This is a genomic window from Snuella lapsa (genome assembly GCF_039539345.1).
GTDB classification, from domain to species: domain Bacteria; phylum Bacteroidota; class Bacteroidia; order Flavobacteriales; family Flavobacteriaceae; genus Snuella; species Snuella lapsa.
In genome coordinates this window covers 14351-33769 of sequence record NZ_BAABCY010000009.1, presented here as the reverse complement: position 1 = coordinate 33769, position 19419 = coordinate 14351, and the positions used below count along the sequence as shown (strand labels likewise).

7 protein-coding genes and 1 tRNA gene are annotated in these 19419 nt (G+C 34.7%); 7 read left to right on the top strand and 1 reads right to left on the bottom strand.

The genetic code is table 11. The annotated features are described in order from the left end of the window. Window positions 1–98: 98 nt before the first annotated feature. The 3 genes from ABD792_RS01275 to ABD792_RS01265 all read left to right on the top strand — a co-directional run bounded on the left by ABD792_RS01275 (window position 99) and on the right by ABD792_RS01265 (window position 5244). Entirely contained in the window at window positions 99–1541 is a 1443-nt protein-coding gene (locus ABD792_RS01275) for a carbon starvation CstA family protein (RefSeq protein ID WP_345003898.1), read from the top strand. 23 nt (window positions 1542–1564) lie between these two features. Further along, complete coding sequence (locus ABD792_RS01270) at window positions 1565–4894, top strand: VCBS repeat-containing protein (protein ID WP_345003896.1); 3330 nt, start codon at window positions 1565–1567, stop codon at window positions 4892–4894. A 268-nt stretch (window positions 4895–5162) separates the two neighbouring features. Next, window positions 5163–5244 (top strand) — tRNA-Leu (locus ABD792_RS01265). Window positions 5245–5403: 159 nt separating this feature from the next. Here the strand turns inward: ABD792_RS01265 and ABD792_RS01260 are convergent. Next, a complete protein-coding gene (locus ABD792_RS01260; protein ID WP_345003895.1) occupies window positions 5404–9414 on the bottom strand; it encodes a hybrid sensor histidine kinase/response regulator transcription factor in 4011 nt (1336 codons plus the stop codon). Between the two features lie 207 nt (window positions 9415–9621). On the opposite strand from ABD792_RS01260, the gene ABD792_RS01255 reads away from it, so the two are divergent. From ABD792_RS01255 to ABD792_RS01240, 4 genes are all read left to right on the top strand, one after another. Next, entirely contained in the window at window positions 9622–12642 is a 3021-nt protein-coding gene (locus tag ABD792_RS01255) for a SusC/RagA family TonB-linked outer membrane protein (RefSeq protein ID WP_345003894.1), read from the top strand. A gap of 17 nt (window positions 12643–12659) precedes the next feature. After that, window positions 12660–14288, top strand: coding sequence for a RagB/SusD family nutrient uptake outer membrane protein (locus ABD792_RS01250; RefSeq protein ID WP_345003893.1), 1629 nt, complete (start codon window positions 12660–12662; stop codon window positions 14286–14288). Window positions 14289–14397: 109 nt separating this feature from the next. After that, on the top strand, window positions 14398–16083 hold the full coding sequence (locus ABD792_RS01245) for a LamG domain-containing protein (protein ID WP_345003892.1): 1686 nt from the start codon (window positions 14398–14400) through the stop codon (window positions 16081–16083). A gap of 121 nt (window positions 16084–16204) precedes the next feature. Continuing rightward, window positions 16205–19363 (top strand): glycoside hydrolase family 2 protein, encoded by a 3159-nt coding sequence (locus ABD792_RS01240; protein WP_345003891.1) that lies wholly within the window; start codon window positions 16205–16207, stop codon window positions 19361–19363. Window positions 19364–19419: the final 56 nt, after the last annotated feature.

Below are 19419 nucleotides of genomic sequence, written 5' to 3'. Positions count from 1 at the left end.
TTTAACTTCCTAGCTTTCATTGTAATTGGACTAAAGAAATTTTATAAACTTAAAAAGTCAAGATGACTTCAATAAAAGAATATTTAAAAAAATAGATAATGGTTTCCTTTATAGTTTCAATATTAATGCTAATAATAGGCTATTTTACTTATGGCAAGTTTGTGGAAAAGGTCTTTGGAGTGCAAAAGGATCGAAGGACTCCAGCATTTAAACTTCAAGATAATGTAGACTATATGCCTCTGTCTGCATGGCGTATTTTTATGATTCAATTTTTAAATATTGCTGGTCTAGGACCTATTTTTGGGGCTATAGCTGGAGCCATGTACGGTCCGTCCGCATTTTTATGGATAGTGTTGGGTAGTATATTTGCAGGAGCTGTTCATGATTATTTTTCAGGAATGCTTTCAGTGCGCCATGATGGGTTAAGCATCAGTGAAGTGGTAGGGTTTTATTTAGGCTCTAAGGCAAAGCATGTCATGCGATTTTTTACCGTAATACTTTTAATTTTTGTTGGAACTGTATTTCTAGTGGGGCCAGCAAAGATAATTGATGGGATGACGAGTAATCAATGGGGTGTTTGGGTTTGGGCAGCCATTATTTTAGTGTACTATATTTTGTCTACTTTATTGCCTATAGATAAGCTTATTAGTAAACTATATCCAGTTTTCGGAATGGCTATGTTATTAATGGCTCTAGGACTTTTAGGAGCGCTCTTTTTTGGTAACTATCAAATTCCTGAGCTTGTTCCAGGAAACTTAATTAATATGACAACCAATCCAGAAGAGACGCCTATTTTTCCTATGCTTTTCGTAACCATTGCCTGCGGAGCCATATCTGGCTTTCATGCTACGCAGTCCCCCTTAATGGCTCGTTGTATAAAGAACGAAAAGAATGGAAGAGGAATTTTCTTTGGAACGATGATTACAGAAGGGATTGTGGCTTTGATTTGGGCAGCAGCTGCTATGACATTTTTTGGAAATGTAGAAGGTTTAAATATAGTCATGCTGGAAAATAATAATAATGCTGCCTGGGCAGCAAACGAAATATCCTTAAACATGCTTGGAGGTATTGGAGGGTTTTTAGCTTTATTGGGTATAGTGGCAGCACCAATTACGTCGGGTGATACTGCGTTTCGTTCGGCGAGACTTATATTATCAGATGTCTTTAAGTCTAACCAAAAGAAAATTAAAAACCGATTATATATTAGTTTACCTCTTTTTACAATTGCCTTTATATTAACTCAAATCGATTTTGGAGTTATATGGCGTTATTTTGCATGGAGTAATCAAACATTGGCAACTGTGGTTCTTTGGACAATTACGGCGTATTTAATTTATGAAAACAAAACCTATTGGGTGACCATGGTGCCAGCTATGTTTATGACCATGGTTTGCAGTACATATATCTTAATCGCTCCAGAAGGATTTGAATTAGCTAATAACGTAGCATACATTGGAGGTTGTTTAATCACATTATTTATAACGTTCTTTTTCTGGAGCTATACAGTAAAGGAAAAAAGATATTTATTGAATGAAGTATGATAAACAAAATTAAAAATTATCAGTTGTGCCCAATACTCGTTTTTTCTTTATTATTTATCGCATGTAAGGATGCTAAGCCTACGCAACATACAAAGGAGACACAAGCATTGTTTACAGTTCTGGGATTTGAGGATACAGGTCTTAATTTTAATAACAAATTAAACGAAACCACTTCAATGAATGGTTTCTATTACGAATATTTTTATAATGGAGCAGGAGTCGCTGTTGCCGATTTTAATAATGATGGCTTGCAAGATATTTATTTTGCTAGTAATCTTCGTAGTAATAAATTATACCTTAATCAAGGAGAATTAAAGTTTAAAAATGTAAGTGTAAAGGCTAATGCACAGGGAAATAAAGGCTTTTCAACAGGGGTTGCCATTATTGATATTAATAATGATGGATTAAAGGATATTTATATTTTAAAGTCTGGTAGGTTCGAAACTGATGAACCTTTAAGAAACGAGCTACTTATAAATAAGGGAGTCGATGAAAATAACATTCCAATATTTGAAGAGAATGCAAAGGAATATAATTTGGACTTACCCCATCATTCTACACAAGCCTCTTTTTTTGATTATGATCGTGATGGCGATTTAGATATGTTTCTTATTAACCATAACATTGACGTATATGAAATGCTTGAGGCAAAAACGGTAATGAGAGGTCAATCCGAAAAAATTGGAGAAAAACTATATCGTAACGATAACGGAAAATTTGTTAATGTTACTAAAAAGGCAGGAATTATTAGTAATAATTTGGGCTTTGGGTTAGGGATTGCAATTGGGGATGTGAATAATGATGGATGGCCAGATGTATATGTAGGTAATGATTATTACGAAAAAGACCACCTTTATTTAAATAATCAAGATGGTACATTCACAGAAACATCAAGGATGTCTTTTGGACATATATCTACCTTCTCTATGGGAAATGATATAGCAGATATAAATAATGATGGCTTTTTGGATATCATTTCATTGGATATGATGGCTGATGATAATTATGGGCAAAAAGCAAGCATGAGCGGAATGAATGTGGCAGGGTTTAGTATGATTGAAAACCTTGGACTCCATAGGCAATATATGTATAATGCACTTCAAGTAAACAATGGCAATTATCCCAGTACCAATATTCCTGTGTTTTCAGATGTAGCTCAATTAGCACATGTTTCAAGTACCGATTGGAGTTGGGCACCTTTACTAATGGATATGAATAATGACGGACTTCGCGATATTTTTATTTCTAATGGCATAAAAAGAGATTTCAGAAATAATGATTTTTTAATATACTTAGAAAAGAAGTATCAGGAAGGAATAAAAAAGGAAGAAGTAAACTTAAAAGATCATGTTGAAGACCTTTTAAAAAAATTACCAGAACGTAAAAAGAAGAATCACTTCTATTTGAATGGAAATGATTTAATATTCCATAAACAACATTTTGATCAACCCCTATCTTCTTCGAATGGAGCTGCCTATGCCGATTTTGATAATGATGGTGACTTAGATATTATTGTTAACAATACAGATGATTTTGCACATTTATACCGAAATAACCAAAAGGAAAATAATTACCTAAAAGTAAACCTAAGAGGAACTAAAAAAAATATTGATGCCATTGGTGCGCGCATAGAAATTATAGCGGAAGGGCAATCGTATATATCAGAAAATTATTTTACCAGAGGGTATCAATCTGCAATGGCTTCTCCAATACACTTTGGAATTGGTGGAGCAAAAAAGGTAGAATCGCTTAAGGTGTTTTGGCCTGATGGAAACTATCAAGAATTAGTAGATGTTGAAGCCAATAGAACAATTACAATTTCATATAATCCAGAAAAAAATAATCCTGTTCAAAATAGCGTACAAAAAGTCAGGTTTAAGGACGTAACACGAGCGCACAATATCTTTGTAGAACATCAAGAAAATGAGTATAACGATTTTAACAAAGAAAGTTTGTTGCCCCATAAAATGTCTGAAGAAGGGCCAGCTTTAGCTGTAGGAGATGTAAATGCTGATGGTTTGGACGATTTTTATATTGGAGGAGCCAAGGGGTTTCCAGGGGCATTGTATATTCAAAATAGCGATGGAGGTTTTACGAATTCAAATTTTGCACTATTTCTAAAAGAAAAAGTATATGAGGATGTAGGCGCAGAGTTTTTTGACGTAGATTCTGATGGTGATTTAGATTTGTATGTAGTGAGCGGTAGTAATGAGTTTAAAGAAAACTCTAATTATTACTCAGACCGCATATATCTCAACACAAATGGGGAATTTGCTAAAGTTGTTGCTCCATTCAAAAACAGTAGTATTATTAGTGGATCTGTAGTAAGACCATATGATTATGATTTAGATGGGGATTTGGATCTTTTTGTTGGAGGAAGACAAGTGCCTGGAAAATATCCTTATCCAGCGACAAGTACCATATTTAGGAATGACTCTAAAAAAGGAAAAGTTCAATTTGTTGATGCTGAGGTAAGCGTATTCAAGGATATTGGAATGGTAACTGATGCACAATGGGCAGATATTGATGGCGATAAAATAAAAGATTTAATAGTTGTTGGTGAATGGATGGCAATTAAAGTATTAAAATATGAAGACGGCGTGTTTTCTGATATTTCTGAAACAACAGGCCTAAATAACGAAGTCGGTTGGTGGTTTGGTGTTGAAACAGCAGATTTTGATAATGATGGTGATATTGATGTTCTAGCGGGGAATCTGGGACTAAACAGTAAGTATAAAGCTTCGAAAACCGAACCATTCGAAATTTTTGCTAAAGACTTTGACCAAACAGGGACTATAGACATTGTATTGGGTTATCATCAAGGTGGGGAATTATATCCATTACGCGGAAGGGAATGTAGCTCTAACCAAATGCCTTTTATTAAAAGGAAATTCCCAACATATCACGATTTTGCCTCAGCTAAATTAATTGATGTCTATGGTGAGGAAAAAATACAATCAGCGCTTCATTATAAGGCCACATCTTTTGCTACGAGTTATTTTGAGAATAAAGGAAATGGAACATTTACAAAAAAACAATTGCCAAATGAAGTGCAAACAACGGCCATAACAAATATTATTAGTGAAGACATTGATAAAGATGGTAATTTAGATCTTGTTTTATTGGGGAATATCTATGGTTTTGAAGTTGAAACCCCTAGGCAAGATGCTGGCTATGGTCTTTATTTGAAGGGAGATGGAAAAGGGAATTTTAAACCCATTGCGCCTTTTAATAGTGGGTTATATGTCAATGGGAATGTTTCAGATGCCAAATTTATTAAGATGCCAAGTGGTAAAAAAACAATCATTATTGCAAAGAATAATGAGGCTATTCAATTTGAACAAATAAACTAGGGAATATGGTGCAAAGTAATATTTTGTGGGATAGCGTCTTAAATGGGTACTTTTGAATTGTTCAATTTGCTATGTTAATTAAGTGTGTCTGGTTATAATAATAAAGCTATAGTTTTTGAGAAATTGATTTTTAGTGTGTTTTAAATGGTATTATAAGTAACCTCAATAATCATATTTCTTAAAACCCAAAAAGAAAAGTTTTTGCTTTATTTTTTTATTGTAGAAGTATTTGTTTATTAAAACAAATTTATATATTTGCAGTCCTTTTGCGGGCGTGGTGGAATTGGTAGACACGCTAGACTTAGGATCTAGTGCAGCAATGTGTGGGAGTTCGAGTCTCCCCGCCCGCACTTTTTAAAGCAAAAAGCTTCTCAATTTCGAGAGGCTTTTTGCTTATAAAGCTCCATCCTAAAATAAGTTGATATAAAATGAAGCAAAAAAATATCATTCTTGGGAAATCCACACGCAACTTTTGAGATTGATACCATATTTGTCTTAATATTTTTGATTTACTTATTTTTGTTTACTACTCTTTCCTTTTCACTTATATATTCACTAGGAGACATGCCAAATTCAGCCTTAAAACATTTAGTAAAATAAGAGGGGTTGTTAAACCCAACGATATAGACTACTTCGCTTATTGTATGTCGTCCTTCGGCAATTAGTTTAGCGGCTTTATTTAATCTTACCCTCCTTATAAAGTGATTAATAGACAGCCCAGAGAGAGCCTTTATTTTTCTGTACAGTTGATCTTGACTCATATTAACAATATCAATTAAACTTTGAACAGAAAAATCGGATTCAGAAATGTGTTCTTCAATTTGGGATACAATATTATCTAAAAATTCTTTGTCTACAGAAGAGGGTAAAGAGTCTCCCGTAAAGCTATTTGAAATTAAAAATTTCTTTTTGAGTTTTTCCCTTTCGGTTATAATTTTTTTAATGCGAGTTAATAGTAGCCTGCTGCTAAAGGGCTTTTCGATATAAGCATCGGCTCCTTTTTCAAACCCTTCAATTTTTGATTCTGTTGAATTCTTTGCAGTCAAAAGGATTATTGGAATGTGCGATGTTGAAAGGTTGGACTTTAATAATTCACATAGTTCAAAGCCGTTTAACTCCTCCATCATCACATCACTTATAATAAGATCCGGAATTTTTTTATTGGCTATATCAAAACCAGATTTACCATTTCCTGCAGATAGTACTTTATAATCCTCCTTTAAAATCTCCTCAAGATAATTTATTATTTCTGGATTATCATCTATTACAAGAATAACACTTTTTTTCTCTTGATTGACCTTGTCGTTTATAGATATAGCTGCTGCTATTTGTAAATCGATATCGGGAGAATTAATATACTTTTCATAAGATGAACCGTCTAAAGAAGGGAAGAATATTGTAAACTTTGTTCCAGAATTTAGTTTACTCGAAATATCTATGTTGCCATCGTGCGCATCAACATACTTTTTTACCAAAGCCATGCCTATTCCAGAACCAGACGAGAAATTGTTGAGCTTAGATGTGTAAAATCTAGTAAAAACTTTATCAACTTCTTCTGGGTGAATGCCTATTCCAGAATCCTGAATGGTAATAAAAATGTCTTCTTCTTTTTTAAATGATTCAATAATAATATGCCCGTATTTAGGAGTGAACTTTATAGCGTTAGAAATTAAGTTAAAAAGAATTGACTCTAATTTTACTGGATCTGCAATTAAGATAACCTCCTCGTCACGAAAGTTTAACTCAAGATCAATGGCTTTGCTATGAGCTAATTCATTAAATTGATAATAGATGTTTTGAATAAAATTGTTAAGAGTTATTTGTTTTTTATCAAGGTTTAGGTTGTCAGTCTCTACTTTTCTAAAATCAAGGATCTGGTTTATTAAATTTAAAAGCATTCTCGAATTTTTCAGAACACGCTGTAATTTCAAAAAAACATTATTTTCGATTTGTCGATTAGATAGGATTTCTTCAATTGGCCCAATAATCAATGTTAAAGGTGTCCTAATATCATGGGAAATATTGGTGAAAAATGAAATCTTTTGTTGGTAAAGATTGTTTTCTTGCTCGTGTTTAATTTTTTCGATTTTAAGCTCTTGTTTAATTCTAATGCGCTCTTTTATAAGTTTATATATAATGTATATGCTTGTCGTTAAGATTAAAAAATACAATAGTTTGGCCCAAATATTTAGCCACCATGGTCTTTGTTTTATAATAGTAAGTTCTCTGACCGTCGAATTCCATACTTTGATTTCGTTTGAGGTTTGAGCTTGAAATACATAAGAGCCATAGGGAAGGTTTGTGTAAGATACATTGGCAGATTTGTTATTGGTTTCGTTCCAAAATTCATCAAAGCTTTTAAGTCTGTACCTTATTTTTCCTTGTTGGTTTTTATTGTATGAAACATTTACAATGTCAAATGAAAAAGTTTGTGTAAAATGAGGTAATACTATAGTGTCTGAGTAATTAAGACGCTTATTTAAGATAACCTCATTGCGTATTGGTTTATTTGGACGAACATTTTGGTCAAGTACTTTCAGGTTTTGCAATAAGATATTTGAAATTGGCATTTGTAAAGGACTCATTTCAGGATCTATTTTTACTAGTCCATCATCAGAAGCCGCTAAGACAAGATTTTCTTTTTCTAAATAAAGAAGATCATAAAAACTATGGCCTTTAACAATAAGTTCAGAGCGCATGCTTTTAGGGTTTATTTTAAATATACCTTGATAGGTGCTAACCCAAAATATACCCTGCTTGTCTTCACATAAAGAAGTGATTACTTGTTCTTTAAGTTGTGAAATCTGATAAGGTTTTTTATCGTTACTTATTATGCCGAGTCCATTACGGCATTGTAACCATAATTTTCCATCATTTGCCATGAACATGTTTTCAGCATTAATTTTTTCATCGGGATTCTCAAAATATTTATAATGTTTTTTATTTACTATTTCCCCACTTTTGCCAATTGATAGTTCAAAAATGCCATTTTGCAAGGAGCCGACAAATAGTTTATTATTTGCATTGTCAGAATAAAGGCATCTTATATCAACTTTTTTTGAAGAATTGTTAGATAAAATGATCGGTTTTAGTTTTTTTTCTTTTTCAGAAAAAAGGAAGAGACCATTATTGTAACTACCTATCCAAAGGTAACCTCTAGGACCTCTGGTGATAGCATAAATTCTATCAGCTTCTAATAGTTTAAAATCATATTTATTTTTAATAAGTTGCTTGTTGTTTATGTCGTAAGCCCAAACACCATTCCCCCAAGTGCCAATAAATAATAAGTTGGAGACGGTGTCAAAGTAAAGAGAACTAATAGATTTTATAGATTCGGTCTTTAATACAGATTTGAAATTTTCTGCCAATCTATCATATATTGCTAAACCGTTACCATGTGTTCCTACGTAAATTTCATCTTTTGGTGTTTTAGATAGTGACCATAAGATGTTTGAAAACAAGTTGTTTTCATTCTGTATATCGTAAATAAATGTAATGTTTGATTTATTAAGGTCTAGCATGTTGAGTCCGCCAAACCAAGTGCCTATCCATAAGTGATTGGAACGATCAACAAATGTGTGTAAAATATAATTTGAATTTATACTATTGCGCTTGTTTTCAGAATACACAAAATTATCATGTATATCACCTTCTAATGAAAGCTTAAAAAGCCCATTCCCTTCAGTGCCTATCCATAAAATATCGTCATGGACAGAAATGGTGCGTATAATCTTTTGGTTAAGTAACCAAGGTTTTACATGGTTGTTATTTGTATGAAAAGTCGAAAAATCATCTATTTTATAAAGTCCGTTGTCTGTGCCAATAAATAATATGTTATTTACATGATTAACCCTATGAATCCTAGTTGTATTTTCGAAATAAATGGGCGGTAATAAAATAATTTTTTCGTTCTTGTTTATAATATGAATTAGTCCGGGGGAATTGGAAGCTATGAGGATATGATCATCGAAAGCATAAATTTGATTTATTTTAGAGGGTATTTGTGTGATTTCTTCCAGTTCAATTTCTGAGATATTGTCACTTTTAGAAGTTAAATGATCACTTAAAACTGTAAATACGGTGCCATTACTAGACCCGATCCAAACCAAGCCTTTGTGGTCTAGCGCAAGAGCTGTTGCAGAAAATGTAGCTGAGTTATGGTCTTTTAGTTTTAATTCATTTAGGGTTTCTTCATATTTGTTATATAGAAATAAACCTTTATTCAAAATACTAACCAATAAGTAACCCTTTTTTAAAAATAATATAGAAACAATATTATTTGCGGTTACTTCAGATCCATTTGGTTTAATGGAAATAAATTGGTTTCCATCAAATACATCTAATCCTTCATTTGTTCCTGCATATATAAGTCCTTCATCATCTTCAGCAAGGTGATCAATGCTTTTAAAAGATAACCCATCCTTTGTTCCATAATTTACAAATTGAGCATTCAATATAAATACATTACAATTAAATAAGAGAACAAATGTGAATATGGCAGAAACAGAATGGCGAAACATAGAATATTCTTTTATGCTAAAATTACAGTATTGAGAGCTTAAATTCAATAAAAAACCGAAAACGTGCTAACAAAACCTGAATTTGTTTTAGTGATTAAAATCAGTGCTAGATAAAGCCGAATTTGTTGCAAAGCGGGGTTTAAGAAAATATTAACATTGTGAAGATGAAAAATCAGTTGAATAACTACAAACAAAATTTATGAGATTATGAAAAAAAACTTCTTTTTTTTATTTATGGTTTTTTCTCTATCCTTTTCCTTTGGTCAAAGTGACCCATTGACTGTAACGGGAAAAGTAGTAGAAAAATCTGGACAACCCCTCCCTGGAGTAAACATTTTGGAAAAAGGGACAACCAAAGGTGCGCTTACAGACTTTGACGGTAACTATACTATTAGGTTAAATAGAGGGGCAACCTTGGTGTTTTCCTATTTGGGTTTTAAAACTGTTGAAATACAGGTGCAAGACCAGAACATTATTAATGTAACTTTAGAAGAGGATACGGCCAAGCTGGACGAGGTGGTAGTTATTGGTTATGGAACTTCTACCAAAAAGGACCTGACTGGTGCTGTTTCCAGAGTTGATATGGAAAGCTCTCCAATAGCCAATGTGCCAAATGTTAATTTAGTGGAGTCCTTAAGGGGGAGTACCTCCGGTGTAAACATTGGAGCTGTTACCAGTGCAGGGGGAGAACCATCTATATTAATTCGAGGACAAAATACTATTACGGCAGGAAATGCTCCTTTAATAGTGCTTGATGGACTGATCTTTTCTGGTAGCTTAAATGAAATTAATACCAATGACGTGGCCTCATTTGATATCTTAAAAGATGCTAGTTCTGCCGCAATTTATGGGTCAAGAGCGGCAAATGGGGTTATTGTAATTACAACGAAAAAGGGTAAGTCAGGAAAGCCCGTGATTGGGGTGAATATTACGTCAGGAATTCAATCATGGACCAGACGTCCCAATATGAGAAAGGGAGAAGACTTTATTAGATGGAGACGTGATAATGCTGCTATAAGAGGTAAGGAGGATTTAACACTTGAATCCATTTTGTTTCCACTGGAATTGAAGGCTTATAATGAAGGGAAAACTATAGATTGGTATGACGAAGTGACACAATTTGCTCCAATTGTAAATTCTCAGTTGAGTGTATCTGGTAAAACAGACAAAACTAATTATTACGTTTCTGCTAACATATTAGATCAAAAGGGAGTTTTGGTTAACGATAACTATAAACAATTTTCCTTAACGTCTAAGTTGGATTTTACCGTTACGGATTGGTTGGAAGCAGGATTGAACGGTTATTATAGTTATTCGGATTATTCAGGTATTGCGCCAGGTCTGTATGAGACCACATACATGTCTCCATATGGCTATAAGTATGTGGAAGGGTATGAGAATCAGTTGCATAGGTTTCCATCAACAACATCTACATTAGAAAATCCATTTTGGGATACTATGCCCGATGATTTGGATAAAAGATATTCTATTCGAGGAATTGCTTACTTGCAAGCCAAACTAATGGAGGGATTAACCTATCGTATTGAGGGTACGGCTAATAGAGGGGTTAAGAACTTAGGTACGTTTATACACGAAGAATCTTATATTAATACATTAGACCCTAATCAAATCGAAGATGCAACGCCATTTTTAAACAGTGCAAATGGATTTAAAAGGGATGAATTCAATACAGGTTATGTTTTGAATAACCTATTGACCTATAAAAGAAGTTTCGGGAATCATAGAGTCGATGCATTGGCCGGCTACACACGTGACTTTACAAGATTAGAGTACACAGAGACAGGTGCCACAGATTTTTCTGAAGCGGGTACTTCTGTACTTGGATGGTATGGATTTCATTTAGCGGATTCAGGAAAAAAGACATCAGAAACAGGAAAGACCGAATATAGTAACGTAGCTTATCTAGGAAGGTTAAATTATGTATATGATAATAAGTATCACTTGACTTTTAACTATAGACGTGATGGCTATTCAGGATTTTCAAAAGGTAGAAAATTTGGAGATTTTCCGGGTGTAGCTGTTGCATGGACCATAAGTGAAGAGAACTTTGCAAAGAATATTGGGTACATAAAGTTACGTGGTTCCTATGGTAAGAACGGAAATCAAGCTGTAGATCCTTATGAGACGTTTGCTAGTATAGAAACTGGGCAAACCGTATTTGGAAATACCACCTTTAATTTTTCTATTCCATCTTCTTTAGCTAATAAAGAATTGACTTGGGAAACAACAACCGCATTGAATTTAGGAGTTAATTTTTCCTTTTTTAATGAACGTATTTCAGGAGATGTTAATGTTTATAAAAGTAAAACAGAAGATCAGTTGTTGATTAGAAATATTCCTATAATGACGGGATACCAATCCGTATTAACAAATATAGGGCGTGTAGACAACAAAGGAATTGAAGTGCAACTCAAGAGTATAAACATTAAATCAGACTCCGGATTTCAATGGCAAACAGGCCTTGCCTTCTGGATGAATAGAAATAAATTGGTTAGCCTTTATGGTGTTGACGCAGATGCAGATGGCGTCGAAGATGACGATTTTGGTAATGGCTGGTTTATTGGCGAATCTTTAGGAGCTGTTTACGATTTCACACCTGATGGTATCGTTCAGGCTGATGATGTTGATGATATTTCTACATATGGATATAGTCCTGGAGACCTTAGATTTAAAGATCTTAATAATGATGGTGTTATTAATGCAGATGACCGATCAATCATAGGTAATACTAACCCAAACTATAACCTTAACGTATCTAATACTATTTCTTACAAGAATTTTCAGTTGTTTTTTGATGTCAATTTTGTTGCCGGAGGAGGAACAGACAATCGTTATATTGCAGAGAACTCATTTGGTTTGAACCCTGCCCGATTGGTACCAGAAGTCGCTAATTGGTTAAATAAGGATTATTGGATGCCTGATTATCCCAGTACGACAGCTGTAAGACCAAATTATGGTAACCCATTTAATTATGGCTTTTGGCAATCGCATGAATTTGTAAGATTACAGAACGTATCCTTAAGCTATAATTTTGATGAAAAGTTTCTTGAAGCAATGGGGATGCAAGCTCTTAAAATATACCTAAGTGGTAAAAACTTGATTACTTCATCCGATTGGATAGGATTGGATCCTGAAAATGCCGGGCATATTGCAGGTTCAAACCCTGGTATTAAGACGGTGTCGTTAGGTTTGAATTTAAAGTTTTAATTAAAGAATTTAATAATATGAGATATTTTAAGTCAATAGTAATGATAGCCGCTAGCTTATTTATACTAACTAGTTGCGAATCTGAAGACAAGTTTTTGGAAGAAAATCCAAGTGATTTTTTAACAACTGAGAATGCCTATTTAAATAAAGCTCAGTTTGAACTGGCTATCGCTGGGATGCATGATCAAATGCAAGAGTTTTTTAATTCGAGTGATGGCGATGTTGATACGTGGATGTTAGGTTTGGGAACGGATGTTTGTTTTTGGCCCATGGATGATTCAAGAATATATAATGATTGGACACTGGTGAATGAATTTCATTGGTACTCTGGACAGTGGTATGATAGACAATATAAAATCATTAATCTAGCCAATAATGTCATTGACAATGCTAAAAATGAAGAAGTAAAATGGAATAGTGATGAAGAAAAAAATGCTATTGTAGCTGAAGCCAGGTTCTTTAGAGCGTTTGCTTATAGAAATTTGGTCAACATTTTTGGAGGTGTTCCTCTAGTTAAAGAATCTATTACTTCAGCCAAATTGGATTTTGTAAGGGCGACTAAAGAAGCGTGTAATCAATTTGCAAAGGAAGATTTGGAATTTGCTTCTAGTCACCTACCTATTACAGCAAGTCAACCAGGTAGAGTGGTTAGAGCTGCTGCAGACCATTTGCTTTCAGAGATAAATATAAGCTTGAATGATTATGACGGTGCAATTGCTGCGGCTAGTAGAGTAATCAATGGAACAGATGGAAATTATAAGTTAATGAATGCCCGTTTTGGTTCTCGTATGAATGAAACTGATAAAGGAAAGGATGTTTACTGGGATTTATTTAGAATGGGTAACCAAAATTACGATACAGGTAATACCGAGTCTATTTGGACAACTCAATACGAATTTAATACGCCTGGAGGGGTACCCCGCTATAGTAGAACATTAATTGAAAGGACGATGTGGCCAAGACATTGGTTATTTGCAAAGGCCGGTTATAATGGAGTAGCTGTAGATAGTACAGGTAGAGGCGTGTCATTTGTAAGACCAACAGATTATAGCAACTATACAATTTGGAAGAATTCTGGTAATGACATTCGAAATAAAGAAATTAATATAAAACGTAAGTTCTATTTTGCCGATGACGTACCTCCTTATTCGAAAGGAGATGTCATTCCCAAATCTTTTTTAACGGCAAGGGAAGATACCCTACAATATATTTACCCCGCCTGGGCCAAATTTGGAACAGACAAGCATTTAGATAATGGACGTCCTGGTTTTTACATTAGAGATTTTTATGTGATGCGTTTGTCTGAAACGTATTTGTTAAGAGCAGAAGCCTATTTGGGGAAAGGAGAATTGCAAAAAGCAGCGGATGATATTAATATTGTAAGGGCAAGGGCTCAAGCGCCACTCATAGGGGCGGCAGATGTTACGCTGGATTATATTTTGGATGAAAGAGCAAGAGAATTGTTCGGTGAAGAGTTTAGGCAGCTTACATTAGGGCGCCTGGGCTTAAGAGTACAAAGGACACAACAGTACGGATACCCTCCAGCAGCTTTGTCAATAACTGCTCGTAATGATTTATTTCCAATACCTCAAACAGTTATTGATAGGAATACAGAAGCTGTTATTGAGCAAAATCCTGGCTATTAAGAGCATGTTAAATCTATTTTAAAGAATATAAGTTCCTTAATTTATTATTACGAAACATATGAAAAAAACAATATTTAATAAATTGACTTTCTTGTTATCACTGATGATAATGATAATAAGTTGTAATGATGACGATAGTTATCAAGAAGATACCAGACTTTTAGGTAAGGAAGGGGTTTATATCTACCATACCAATCCCATAAGTGGTGAAGACTATACTACTGAGGAATTAAATGAGTTAACATACGATCCCTTAAAAATGGAAAAATATGGCCTTGGAGAAGGTATTAATTTACAAGTAGTGGCTCAGGCAAGACCTTTAAAGATTTTTGTAAGTTCACCTAGTAATCCATCAATAAATAAAACTTTAACGTCCTTTAAGGCATATGGTGACGAATGGATATCTGAAAAATTCAAATCTGAAGTCTCAGAACTTGGATTAGAAATAGGAGAAACAATTACACTTGATTTTGAGATCGTTTATAACGATCAAAACAGGTTGGGATTTGATGAGCCTTCCGTAGGAAGTATTTCGTTCGATATCCAACGTGCTGAGGATAGAATGGCAACGGCAACCAGCTTTGTGGCTTTTCTTAAAAAGCAAGGGGGAAGTACAATAGGCTTGGTTACAGAAGATGAGGTCGTATCTACAGAGAAGAATGGACTGGTTGGTAGTGCTCTGCTTTTTAATGGCACCGATAGTCGCGTTACATTAGAGAATACATCAGATTTGGACTTCATTCATACGGGTAGCCATTCTATAGGTTTTTGGGTAAATACAACATCAACAGTTAGTGATCCTGCAATGGTTAGCGATAAGAATTGGGGTAGTGGAGGTAATGATGGTTTTGTTTTTGCATTTACTGGTGGCAACTGGAAGTTCAATTATGCAGGTGCCGGTTCTCGTATAGATTTGAATGGTGGCGTCATTAATGATGGTAATTGGCATTTCTTAATGGCTACGATTGACCGTAATGGTGATGTTACAATATATCAGGATGGGGTTGCCCAAGGGAATACCGATATTTCTCCTTTAGCAGGTGTAACTATTGATAGTGGGCTCCCAATACGACTAGGGCAAGATGGTACGGGAAATTATGGTATTTGGTTTGAAGGGCAAATAGGTAATTTATTTGTATACGATTATGTACTTAGTCCTGAGGAGGTAGAGCAAGTTTCAATTCCGTCTGGAGTTACTCTTAGAACATCAAATGGTGCGGTCCATAACCTTGGAATAACTAATGAAGGAGATGCCGTATTTAATATAGAAGAAGGGCGCTATACTTATGCATTTGATGGGTCTAATTATGTGACTATAGATAATGGCAGTGATTTGGATTTTAGATATGAAGGAGACTATTCAGTTAATTTTTGGGTGAATACCACTTCATCAACAAGCGATCCCATTATGATAGGCGATCAAAATTGGGCCAGCTCTGGAAATAAGGGGTTATCTATAGCTTTTCGTGGAAATAATTGGCGTGTGGCAGTGTCAGATGGAGAAGGAAATAAGGCCGATTCCTCAACTAGTGGGATACCTTTTAACGATGGCAACTGGCATATGCTTACGGTTATATTGGATAGAGATGAAGATATGCGTATGTATCAGGATGGTGTGCTTGTAGCGAGTGCAGATATGTCTAATGTTGGAAATACAAATAGTGGGAATCCTCTCCGAATTGCGCAAGATGGAACCGGAGCATATGGAATACCTTTTGAGGGCAAAATAGCTAATAGTGCCATTTTTAACTATGCCCTTGAAGAAGAAGAAATCCAAGAATTGTTAATGGAATAATAATTTAAAAGAACTACGTTCAAAGTAGTATTGTTAGTTAATTAGTTTTTGCAATAGTGCCATTGGATATGGTCAGTGGCACTATTTGCTTTTATTAAAAAAGACCTAAATTGATAAAGTGATGCTTAAGTATTGTAAAATCTTCTTGATAGCCATTTTTTTAGCTAATGTTGGCTTACCAAATCATTCTTTAATTTTTGCCCAGAATAAAGATTTTTTTGCTGAAATAGGAAATAAAGCGCAAAATGAGCGGTATAAATTGCTGGAAGAGAAGCTCCCTAATGAACTGCCTGAAAATTATCTTTATATGGAAGAAGGGAAGCTAAGGGCGTTTAAAGAAGTACACGAAATTGCTACAAAAGCAGAACTTTATAAGGAGGTTGAAGCCTTAAAAAAAGCTTATTTGCCGTTTATGGTAAATAAAGCTCCTAAACTTGAAACAGCCAGATATCGCATAGATTTAAGGGATTTTCAATGGCGCTTGGAAACACCGGATGATCAAAATAATTTTGTCAATACACTTCAAGGCAAAGGAGAATGGAAATTAGTTAATATCCCCCATTTCGATGCCCCTTACGGTAGAAATGTTAGCTATTACTATAAAGAAATTACCGTGCCCGAAAATATATTGGACGGAAAGGCACTATTTATACATTTTAAAGGGGTGGATTATAAAGCTCATGTTTTTTTTAATGGTAATTTCGTAGGGTCTCATGAAGGCTTTTTTGCCCCGTTTGAATTCAATATAACCCCCTATGCTAAATCAGGGAAGAATACTATCCTGGTTAAAGTCGAAAATGATTATACTACTACAGGCTTTGTTGCTGCAGGAAAACCAAGGGTGTTTGGAGATAAAATTTATGGGGTAACCGGTATCGGATATGATAATTTCTATGACGGAGGGCATCAATGTGCAGCAGGTATGGGAATTTATCAGGATTGTTATATAGAGTCACGAGATCCAATTCATTTAAATGATGTTTTTGTTCGTCCGCTCTATGATCAGGAAGCAATAGAAGTTAGATTGGAAGTTAATAATTATGGAGAAGACCATAAACCTGTAAAATTTAATATATCTGTCTTTGGACAAAATTTTGAACAAACCATAATAAAAGATTCTATAATAGAACCTTCTGCATTACACGTACCGGGTATTGGAGATCTTAAAAAGCCAACTGATTGGGAAAAAAGCAAAATAAAGTTAGGCTATGGAGTTAATTATTTCAGTTATAAATTTAAGATTCCGGATTTTAGATCGTGGAGCAACAAAACACCATGGTTATATCAGTTGCAAGTTAAAGTTTTAGATGAAAATAATTATGTAAAAGATACGCGAAAGCAAAGTTTTGGAATGCGTTCTTTTAAGATGGATACTTTATCGATTCCCAAAGGGAACCTGTATTTCAATAATGAAAAGATCCGATTGCGTGGAGCTAATACTATGGGGTTTTTGCAACAAGATGTATACAAAAAGGATTGGGAACAGCTTATTCAAGATATATTACTGGCAAAGGCCTGTAATATGAACTTTTTACGTCTTACACAGCGTCCCGTACAACCTGAAATATATGAGTATGCCGATAAACTTGGGTTGATGATACAAACCGATTTTCCAACATTTGGAGGGATACGCTATAATAAGTGGGAAGAGTGTGTACGCCAGGTGGCAGAAATGGAGCGTCTCATTCGTAATCATCCAAGTTGTATTCTTTCTACCTATATTAATGAACGCTTTCCAAATGGAGAAGGGCATCCACATCGAAATATGGCCAAGCCAGAGCAGTACTTTTCCTTATTTAAGGCCATGGATGAAGCAGTATTTAAAGAGAATCCTGATAGAGTTATAAAAAAAGGAGATGGGGATTACGACCCGCCAACACCGGGCTTACCGGACAATCACTGTTATAACACATGGTATAATGGCCAAGGTTTGGGCATTGGTAAGTTGTATAAAGGATATTGGCAGTGGGTAAAGCCTGATTGGAATTATGCTTGTGGCGAGTTTGGTGCCGAGGCGCTAGATCCAGTTGAAACCATGTACAAATACTATCCAAAGGAATGGTTGCCAAAGAATGCGGAAGACGAAAAAAGTTGGACGGCAAACCGTATTTATGCAGCCCAAACCCACAAGTTTCACTACATGTGGTATAATACGCAATACAACCTTAAGGATTGGGTGAAAGCAAGCCAAGACCATCAGGAATGGGCATTGCAAACAGTAACCGAAGCCTTTAGGAGAGACAGTAGGATGGTGTCTTTTGCTATGCACTTGTTTATAGATGCCTGGCCGGCTGGTTGGATGAAAACCATCATGGATGTGGATCGTAATCCAAAAAAGGGATTCTTTGCCTATAAAGAGGCTTTAAAACCAATTATTGTATCCTTACGTAGTGACAGAAAACACTTTTATGAAGGAGAACAAATAAATATAGAAACCTGGGTTTGTAATGATTTAAACATAAATCCATTAGACTATAATGTAAAATATCAGTTAGAGAAAAGGGGAAGGGTTATATATTCCGGTTCTACTAAGGCTAAAGTGCCTTCAAATAGTTCAGAATTTCAAGGGTATATTTCGTTTAATGTGCCAGAGGTAGTGAAACGTTCCGTTTTCGTACTTAGAGCAGCTATTTTTAATGAAAAAGGAGAATCCGTGGATCAAACCACATTCGATATAGATGTGTTTCCTAGGCTTAGGACAAATACAGATCTTAAATTGGCTGTATTGGGAAATAACGAGAAGAACATTGCAGATTATATTAAAGGGCAAGCTAATATGCAAATCACAAATAATTGGGATGAAGCAGATGTTATATGGATTGCGGATTATAATGAGTATTTCAAAAACAAAGACCATTTAGAAACGGCAGCCAAACAAGGAAAAAGAATAATTATTTATAATTTGCCTGTGGGAAAACATGATATTGGTGATACCAATGTAGAAGTTATAAATACTTCTATGGGGAGTTATTTTTTTGCGTCCCCACAGACAGGCCATCGGTTTACCAAAGAAACTAAACCTTTTGATTTTAGAATGTGGTACGATGAGAGCAAAGATTATATTAGTCCTTTTTTAGACAAGATTATTTTAGCTGAAAAATGGAGCCCCATACTTTCTACAGGGAATACTAATTGGGTAAAAGATTCTGGTATAGCCTCTGCAGCAGCAGAATTAACCTTGGGTAATGGCAATTTGATCATCTGCCAATTAGATATAAATAACCGATTAAAAACCAATCCAGTGGCGAATGAGTTTGTGCAAGCATTGTTGCATAAATAGTTTTAATTAATTAAATGTTATTTTGTCATATTATTTCGTAAAATAAACAAGAAGTT

Bases quoted from the DNA above. Each gene is read 5' to 3' on its own strand.
- ABD792_RS01275 (WP_345003898.1), top strand. From the start codon at position 99: ATGGTTTCCTTTATAGTTTCAATATTAATGCTAATAATAGGCTATTTT.
- ABD792_RS01260 (WP_345003895.1), bottom strand. From the start codon at position 9,414: ATGTTTCGCCATTCTGTTTCTGCCATATTCACATTTGTTCTCTTATTT.
- ABD792_RS01255 (WP_345003894.1), top strand. From the start codon at position 9,622: ATGAAAAAAAACTTCTTTTTTTTATTTATGGTTTTTTCTCTATCCTTT.
- ABD792_RS01250 (WP_345003893.1), top strand. From the start codon at position 12,660: ATGAGATATTTTAAGTCAATAGTAATGATAGCCGCTAGCTTATTTATA.
- ABD792_RS01245 (WP_345003892.1), top strand. From the start codon at position 14,398: ATGATAATAAGTTGTAATGATGACGATAGTTATCAAGAAGATACCAGA.
- ABD792_RS01240 (WP_345003891.1), top strand. From the start codon at position 16,205: ATGCTTAAGTATTGTAAAATCTTCTTGATAGCCATTTTTTTAGCTAAT.